Source organism: Pseudomonas sp. 28 E 9, assembly GCF_900004785.1.
Lineage (GTDB): Bacteria > Pseudomonadota > Gammaproteobacteria > Pseudomonadales > Pseudomonadaceae > Aquipseudomonas > Aquipseudomonas orientalis_A.
The window spans coordinates 77,826-87,003 of record NZ_CVTK01000042.1; the positions used below are offsets into that span (position 1 = coordinate 77,826).

2 protein-coding genes and 1 pseudogene are annotated in these 9,178 nt (G+C 60.3%); 2 read left to right on the plus strand and 1 reads right to left on the minus strand.

Features of this window, described 5'->3' with window-relative positions:
- Positions 1 to 11 precede the first annotated feature (11 nt).
- Positions 12 to 4,445: an SET domain-containing protein-lysine N-methyltransferase gene (locus BFQ00_RS10845; protein ID WP_065933520.1), complete on the plus strand. Its 4,434-nt coding sequence runs from the start codon at positions 12 to 14 to the stop codon at positions 4,443 to 4,445.
- A gap of 19 nt (positions 4,446 to 4,464) precedes the next feature.
- Here BFQ00_RS10845 and BFQ00_RS10850 read toward each other — a convergent pair.
- Positions 4,465 to 5,010, minus strand: a pseudogene (locus BFQ00_RS10850) (fatty acid cis/trans isomerase); the annotation flags it as partial.
- A 452-nt stretch (positions 5,011 to 5,462) separates the two neighbouring features.
- Between BFQ00_RS10850 and metH the strand changes: the two are divergent.
- Positions 5,463 to 9,173: a methionine synthase gene (gene metH, locus BFQ00_RS10855; RefSeq protein ID WP_065933522.1), complete on the plus strand. Its 3,711-nt coding sequence runs from the start codon at positions 5,463 to 5,465 to the stop codon at positions 9,171 to 9,173.
- Positions 9,174 to 9,178: the final 5 nt, after the last annotated feature.

Here is a 9,178-nt window from a genome sequence, read left to right on the forward strand (position 1 = left end):
GCGAGGTTTTAATGAAGCCCACACTTTCCCGACTCATGTCCAAGAGCCCACCTGCGCGCCTGTCGGACCTCGATCACCTGCTGGACCATCTGGCGAGCCTGATCCAGGGCCCGACACTTGAGAACGCGCTGAAGTCTTACTACTGCCCTCCAGCAGACTCGGCACTGGGCCGTGAATGCAAAGCCGCTGTTCGCGTGCTTAAAATCCTGGAAGAGGATGACGACTTCAAGGCGTTCCTCAGTGCAAAACCCTCGCCCAACCACTCTCCGCTCGGCGATTTCCCTTACGACTTTCTGTCCGACCTGCTCAGTACGCCGAAATCACCCATCCCTGACCCGGCGGAAGTGTTCGACATTGGCGGTCATCCGGTTGTGTTGCGCAAAGCGCCGCTCTACTGGGCCAACCAGCTAGACATCCTGCTGGACGTCTACCGCAAAGTCGGCAACGGCGTCAAAAGCGACGGCTCAGTGCGCCTTGATCTGGTATTGGCCTATTACGCAATCATACCCGCCGCCCCAGCAACCCTGGCCCAGTGGAAAGCTGTGCAATATTACCTGCAGGAATATCGGGCGCTTTGCCAACTGGGTCACAATGGCCATGTCAGCGACCTGGAACACTTGCTGGGGCCTGAGGATGACAGAATCATCAAACAAGTCGTGCGCGACCTCGAGCGCGACAATGCCCGGTCGTTGTTCGCACAAGTCGTCCCCCAGCGGTTGACCCCTGCGCAACAAGCAGCACTCGACACCACCCCCACCGTACTCCTGGAACAGATCCTCAATACCCCCGAAAACCTGGCATTGGGCCAATCCATCGCCGTGGCCCTGGACTGGTATGGCGCCAGCGATGACCAAGCGTGCCTGCAAGCCGTCAAGGTCAAACTGCTCTGGCGCGCACTCTGGCTGACGATCACGCCAGACGCCCATTCACTCAACGACAACGAACTCAAAGCGTTCATCCCCCCGGCGATCAACTATGGGTTCATTCGTCAGTCGTTGAACAAGGAGTATGAGCGCTCATTACGCCTCAATGCCTCGACGGCGCGCCTGGCCGTCTGCGTGCTCAAGGCCAATATTCCCAGTGAAGTATGGGTCGAGGGCATTCCAGATGAATTGCCTTACGGAACCTCCAGCGCATGGGTCAACTTCAAAAGCGGATTTATCCTGGCCGAGTCGGTCGCCCCGGGCTCATCAAGGCATATGACGTTCGAGCAACTGCTCAATCTGCCAGGTGAGTTCCTTCGTGTGTATGCCGACGAACCAGCACAACAAACGCTGGTGGTTGCGGCAAAAATCCAACCGACGCTCAGTTGGGCAGTAAACACTGGCCTGCTGCCGGTAAGCCGGTACGGCCACTCCAGCAAAGATATCGAACACGCATTGGCTGCCCTGGAGCAGCATGAAAGCGAGACGGTGACGGCGACGCAAAACCTCGTACTGCAACCACCCAGTCGTTTTCGTTTCAACTCGGACACTGAGTATGACCAGGCTTTCAATGACTACCTGCAAACCCCAAGAGCGGCCTACAAAACCCTGATAACAGGCTTGCTGGCGCAGTTTGCGCCGTTATGGCCGGGCAATAGCGACCGTGACGAGATCACGGTGTATTCGTTACGCCAACCGCTGCATGACGTCCAGGTCGAGCATGAAAACAAGCACAACACTGACGCCGTTCGCGGGCGCTCGGGGTTTATCCTGCGTCTGGCGAGCGCTGACCATCCGTACACCCTGCGCTACATCGAGGTATTTCCGAACGCCGGCATTGTTCGCGTGCGCGAAGACCTCAAAACCCTGTTGGTGGGCGGCGAGGTAAAAGTCGAACGTGTTGGCGGGGCCACCCGCTCAAGTCGAGGCAGTTTCAGAAAAGGTACCGAACTGCCATTTGACTGGAAAGCTTATAAAGACGCCGTGAAGCCTGAGCCCGACCAGACAGCCACCCTGATCGTCGAGCAAGTCGGGCAGGTGATGCCGGCGCTCATCGCATCCCAGGATGAGCAAGCGCCACAAGCCCCACCGCCGCTGCCCCCTGCGCAACCCCTGTCACGGGCCGCCAATTTCCGCCAATCCCCCAGGATTGAGGCACTGGCTGAGATGATCGCGCGTGAGTTGTTCTTTTGCGATGAAAAGATCCTGCTGGAGAAAACCCGTAAAGCCTCACGGACCATGGATATCGGCCGTGACTTTCTTGAAGACATTTCTTACTGGGGAAAAATGTTCGTGCCGTTCTGGGGCTCCATCGACGACCTGGCCTCAGGCGATCCTCAACGTATCGAGTCAGGTGGGCTCGGCCTTTTTACCGATATCGTGTCGTTCGGTGTGCCCATCGGCAAGTACATTGCCGGCTGCACGCGCGTAGTGGTCCAGGCGGGCAAGGCCGGTATCCGCCTTGCGTTGCCGCGCTTCACCGCGCTGACCAGAAAGCTGATCACCGCCACGTTGCAGGAACTCAACCCCCTGGCTGCCGTGGCCGCGGTATTGAAACTGGGTCGATTCGCCCTGATCAAACTCGGCACCGCAGCCCTGCGCCAGGCCAGCAAGGGGCTCGCGCAGTTGCGCGACGGGAGTGTCGCCGCTCGCCACATGATCTCCGTCGACCCGCGCATCTGGTCACCGGGCCAGGCCGGCGACCGCTTGTTTACGGTGGACGGTTTCCCCAACATCCCCATGCGCAATGTCGGCAGCCTGGAAGCACCGGACTATCGGCTGATTGACGCCGGCTCCAACCGCGTTTTCGGGCCACGCTTTCGCGAGCCGGTCACGGTTATCAGCAACACAAGCCCGCTGATCCGCAAGTACGCCGTGGACCCTCACTGGATTGCCGGACTCAAGCCCGACTCCCGCGGGATCTTTTTCCGTGCGGAGTACAACCAGCGGTTCATCTGCAATATCGATGACAGAGGCACGATCTCGGTGTATCAGGTGCGGGACAACTCCTACGGTTTTATCCAGGAGACCGCCGCCGGCGCCGACAACAGTTTTTCCGTGGTGTTGGTCAACCCCAGGAAAAACCGGGACCTGTCGGTCACGCTATCGTCCGTGGAGCCGGGACACTGGTATTCAAGCCAGATCAAAGTCACGGGTGGCGCTCCGGAAAAGCCCGACTTCGTCACGCCCCTGATCCTGACGAAATGGACGCAAGCCAGTGAAAGCGCCCTGAAAAAAACCATGGATGACTTTGTGAGGACCTACAACCTGCACCCCGACGCATTCAGGCAGTTTGTACATACCGGCGACAACCTGGCGAGTCGTGGGCGCGCGATGCTGGACCGAGCAGGCACCGCGCGCACGGAAGTCACCTTTGATCATCTGGAAAGTTGGCGCACGACCTCCCAGAAAAACCGCAACACGCTGACCCTGGAGGGATTCGCCGCCGACCACAACCTGGACCCGAGGGCCTTTGCAGAGTATGTAAACCTGGATGGCAGCTATCGGGCAGCCGGAAAGGTACTCGCCCGGCATGCCGGCGGCGGGCAGTTCACCCCGGTGAACTACACCCATCTGCAAGCGTGGCACACCCTCTACAACTCCAATAATTCAAGCTCTTCCATGGCCACCTTTGTTGAAGCAAACGATCTCAACCCGTTGATCTGGCGCACCTATGTCAACGACAACGGCAGCCTGACCCGTGCGGGAAGAGAAATGCGGGTTTTCGGCTCGGGAGACATCGTCGACGAACCGATCGCCAGGAAACGCCCAGCCCCGCCCGAGCCCCGGCCGGGCGGTTCGAAGCGGCCGCGCCTGGAAAACGATACGCCGCCCTTACGGCGCCGATCCACGTCTATCACCGCTTCCTACGATCACAGAATCAACAATAACGCGCCGATCCTTCAGGACCCGAACGATGTCCGGCACAGCCTGACCCGGGAGCTTGAAGGCGCACCTGAGAAAATCAAGATCACCGATGCCAATCATTTTTTTGATGAGTTCATGGGCCACCAACATATGGAGGTCAAGAGCGCTGCAACCAAAAGCATTCGCGACTGGATCGCCAGGGAAGGCAGTCACCATCGCACGCTGGATCGATTGCTTGAGGTCAAGAAGCTCGGTGAGGGCCCGGAACGGGGTCTGTCGGTAGTCGCCAGGACCGATATCAAACGCTTCGACGTCCTCGGCCCCTACACCGGCAAGTTGCACTTGAATAAGGCGTCGATGGATGCCGAGATAATGGAAAAAAGTAAAGAGGCCGTCGGTACTTATCTATTCAGGACAAACACCAACGGCGCGTTTATCAGCGGTCACGGCAACAGCAATATCCTTAGCCTGGTTAACGCGGTCAATGTGCCGGGCATCCCCAACGTCGGCATCGAGAACGTGGGTTCCTTGCATGTAGGAAAGTACATGGTGTTCCTGCTCGCATGGAGGGATATTCCTGCGGGGACGGAGTTGCTGATGGACTATGGGAAAGATTACTGGAAGTACATAAAACCCCAAGGCCATCGCCCCTGATCGTCCCCCGGCCGCCGCGTCAGAGGTTCTCGTAGCGATTCATGTCCAATACGCCCTCCTCCACCGGCGTGGTTTCGTGGATGTACTGCGACACGTCATGGAAGTACTGCCAGAACTGCGGATGGCTGCGACGAATACCCCAGCGGTCGACAATGTGCTCAAAGCGCTTGGCATCCCTGGCGTTTTCCATCGCTGTGACAAATTCCGGCACTTGCCGGGCCGGGATATTGAACATGAAGTTCGGGTAGCTGCTGAGCACACCCGGGTAGATAGTTACGGTGTCCAGGCCCGGCTGGTAGCGATAGGCCTCGCCCAACAAAAACGCTACGTTACTGTGGGCCCGGTTACGCAGCAGGCTGTAGACCACGCGCTTGCCGCTGGTGGTTTCGATCCTCAGCATCGTGGCTTCCGGCAATTGGTCGATCACCTTGAGCCCCGCCGCAGGCCTGGAGGTCAGGCGGCTCAGCGCTTGCTCCGCGTCCTGCAAGGCCGGGTCGATGCCGGCGCGGGAACAGAACGCGCCGGTGCAGCGGTTGATCGGATCGGGGCTCGCGTTGAGAGAGCCTTATTGCCGAACACATCGAAGTTGACCGCCGACTGGTAATAGGTGCGGCTCCAGCAGCGGATAGTCGAACAACCACAGCCCGCACCGCACCCTCGGCACTGCCCAGGTTGAGCTGGCAGGCGGAGTCGTAGCAGGCATGGCATGCCACGCACTTCTCGGTGAAGATCGGCTGGATATCGCGGGTGTAGGAAATTGCCGAAGCGGGGCGGTCTACCGGCACAGCCTCTGCCTGCACGGTACTGGCCATCAAGGCCAGAACGGCGCTGACAATTAAACGAACTGACATGTATCCGGTCCCGATTCAAGGCGTGCGATGTGAAGTGGCGGTGATTCTACCGAGCCATGACCGCCTGCAACATGAGCGATATTCATGCAGAACCCCGCATGCTCAAATCCGGCACAGGTTTGTTATCATTCACGCCCCCCCCGAAATGCCTGACCAGAGTAGTCCCATGTCCGATCGTAGCGCTCGTCTGCAAGCCCTTCACCACGCCCTCAAGGAACGCATCCTGATCCTGGACGGTGGCATGGGCACGATGATCCAGAGCTACAAGCTCGAGGAACAGGACTACCGTGGCAAACGCTTCGCCGACTGGCCGAGCGACGTCAAGGGTAATAACGATCTGCTGGTACTCACCCGCCCCGATGTGATCGGTGGAATCGAAAAGGCCTATCTGGATGCGGGTGCGGATATTCTCGAAACCAACACCTTCAACGCCACGCGGATTTCCATGGCCGACTACGGCATGGAAGAGCTGGCCTATGAACTGAACGTTGAAGGCGCACGCCTGGCCCGCAGGATCGCCGACGCCAAGACCGCCGAGAACCCGGCCAAGCCGCGCTTTGTCGCTGGCGTACTCGGCCCCACCAGCCGCACCTGCTCGCTGTCGCCGGACGTGAACAACCCCGGCTACCGCAACGTGACCTTCGACGAACTGGTGGAAAACTACACCGAGGCCACCAAGGGCCTGATCGAAGGCGGCGCCGACCTGATCCTGATCGAAACCATCTTCGATACGCTCAACGCCAAGGCCGCGATCTTCGCCGTGCAAGGCGTATTCGAGGAACTGGGCGTCGAACTGCCGATCATGATTTCCGGCACCATCACCGATGCCTCCGGCCGTACCCTGTCGGGCCAGACCACCGAAGCGTTCTGGAACTCCGTGGCCCACGCCAAGCCGATCTCGGTCGGCTTGAACTGCGCCCTCGGTGCCAGCGAACTGCGCCCCTACCTGGAAGAGCTGTCGAACAAGGCCAACACTCACGTATCCGCCCACCCGAACGCCGGCCTGCCCAACGAATTCGGCGAGTACGACGAACTGCCCTCGGAAACCGCCAAGGTCATCGAAGAGTTCGCCCAGAGCGGTTTCCTGAATATCGTCGGCGGTTGCTGCGGTACCACGCCGGGCCATATCGAGGCCATCGCCAAGGCCGTGGCCGGCTACGCACCACGGCCGATCCCGGACATTCCCAAGGCCTGCCGCCTGTCTGGCCTGGAGCCGTTCACCATTGATCGCAGTTCGTTGTTCGTCAACGTCGGCGAGCGCACCAACATCACCGGCTCGGCCAAGTTCGCCCGCCTGATCCGTGAAGACAACTACACCGAAGCCCTCGAAGTCGCCCTGCAGCAGGTGGAAGCCGGCGCCCAGGTGATCGACATCAACATGGACGAGGGCATGCTCGATTCGAAGAAGGCGATGGTGACCTTCCTCAATCTGATTGCCGGCGAGCCGGACATCTCCCGCGTCCCGATCATGATCGACTCCTCCAAGTGGGAAGTGATCGAAGCCGGCCTCAAGTGCATCCAGGGCAAGGGCATCGTCAACTCCATCAGCATGAAGGAAGGCGTCGAGCAGTTCATTCACCACGCCAAACTGTGCAAGCGCTATGGCGCCGCCGTGGTGGTGATGGCGTTCGACGAAGCCGGCCAGGCCGACACCGAGGCGCGCAAGAAAGAAATCTGCAAGCGCTCCTACGACATCCTGGTCAATGAAGTCGGCTTCCCGCCGGAAGACATCATCTTCGACCCGAATATCTTCGCGGTCGCCACCGGCATCGAGGAGCACAACAACTATGCCGTCGACTTCATCAACGCCTGCGCCTATATCCGTGACGAGCTGCCCTATGCGCTGACCTCCGGTGGCGTGTCCAACGTGTCGTTCTCGTTCCGCGGCAACAACCCGGTGCGCGAGGCGATCCACTCGGTGTTCCTGCTGTATGCGATCCGCAACGGCCTGACCATGGGCATCGTCAACGCCGGCCAGTTGGAGATCTACGACCAGATCCCGGCCGAGCTGCGCGATGCAGTGGAAGACGTGGTGCTCAACCGCACCCCGGACGGCACCGACGCCCTCCTCGCCATTGCCGACAAGTACAAGGGCGACGGCAGCGTCAAGGAAGCCGAGACCGAAGAGTGGCGCGGCTGGGACGTCAACAAGCGCCTGGAACATGCGCTGGTCAAGGGCATCACTACCCATATCGTTGAGGACACCGAGGAGTCGCGCCTGTCGTTCGCGCGCCCGATCGAAGTGATCGAAGGCCCGCTGATGTCGGGCATGAACATCGTTGGCGACCTGTTCGGCGCCGGCAAGATGTTCCTGCCACAAGTGGTGAAATCGGCCCGGGTGATGAAACAGGCCGTGGCCCACCTGATCCCGTTCATCGAGCTGGAGAAAGGCGACAAGCCGGAGGCCAAGGGCAAGATCCTGATGGCCACGGTCAAGGGCGACGTGCACGACATTGGCAAGAACATCGTCGGCGTGGTGCTCGGGTGCAACGGCTATGACATCGTCGACCTCGGCGTGATGGTGCCGGCGGAGAAGATCCTGCAGGTCGCCAAAGAGCAGAAGTGCGACATTATCGGTCTGTCCGGCCTGATCACGCCGTCCCTGGATGAGATGGTGCACGTGGCCCGCGAGATGCAGCGCCAGGACTTCCACCTGCCGCTGATGATCGGTGGCGCCACCACCTCCAAGGCGCATACGGCGGTGAAGATCGAGCCCAAGTACAGCAATGACGCGGTGATCTACGTCACCGATGCCTCCCGTGCCGTGGGCGTGGCCACCCAGCTGCTGTCCAAGGAACTGAAGGCCGGTTTCGTCGAGAAGACCCGCCTGGAATACATCGACGTGCGCGAGCGCACCTCCAACCGCAGCGCCCGCACTGAGCGCCTGAGCTACCCGGCGGCCATCGCCAAGAAGCCGCAGTTCGACTGGAGCAGCTACACCCCGGTGGTGCCGACCTTTACCGGCGCCAAAGTGCTGGACAATATCGACCTCAACGTCCTGGCCGAGTACATCGACTGGACACCGTTCTTCATCTCCTGGGACCTGGCCGGCAAATTCCCGCGCATCCTTGACGACGAAGTGGTGGGTGAAGCCGCCACCGCGCTGTACGCCGACGCCCGGGAAATGCTCAGGAAGCTGATCGACGAAAAACTCATCAGCGCCCGCGCCGTGTTCGGTTTCTGGCCGACCAACCAGGTGCAGGACGATGACCTGGAAGTCTACGGTGACGACGGCCAGCCGATTGCCAAATTGCATCACCTGCGCCAGCAGATCATCAAGACCGACGGCAAGCCGAACTTCTCCCTGGCCGACTTCGTCGCGCCTAAAGACAGTGGCGTGACCGACTACATCGGTGGCTTTATCACCACCGCCGGCATCGGCGCCGAGGAAGTGGCCAAGGCCTACCAGGACGCCGGCGACGACTACAACTCGATCATGGTCAAGGCCCTCGCCGACCGCCTCGCCGAAGCCTGCGCCGAATGGCTGCACCAGCAAGTGCGCAAGCATTATTGGGGCTACGCCAGGGACGAGCAACTGGACAACGACGCGCTGATCAAGGAGCAGTACAGCGGCATCCGCCCTGCCCCCGGCTACCCGGCGTGCCCGGATCACACTGAAAAAGCCCAGCTGTTCCAGCTGCTGGACCCCGAAGCCCGCGAAATGCATGCAGGGCGCAGCGGTGTTTTTCTTACCGAGCACTACGCGATGTTCCCGGCGGCAGCGGTCAGCGGCTGGTATTTTGCCCACCCGCAGGCACAGTATTTTGCGGTGGGCAAAGTCGACAAGGATCAGGTTGCCAGCTACACCGCGCGCAAGGGCCAGGACCTGAGCGTGACGGAGCGCTGGCTGGCGCCGAACCTGGGCTACGACAACTGACGGCC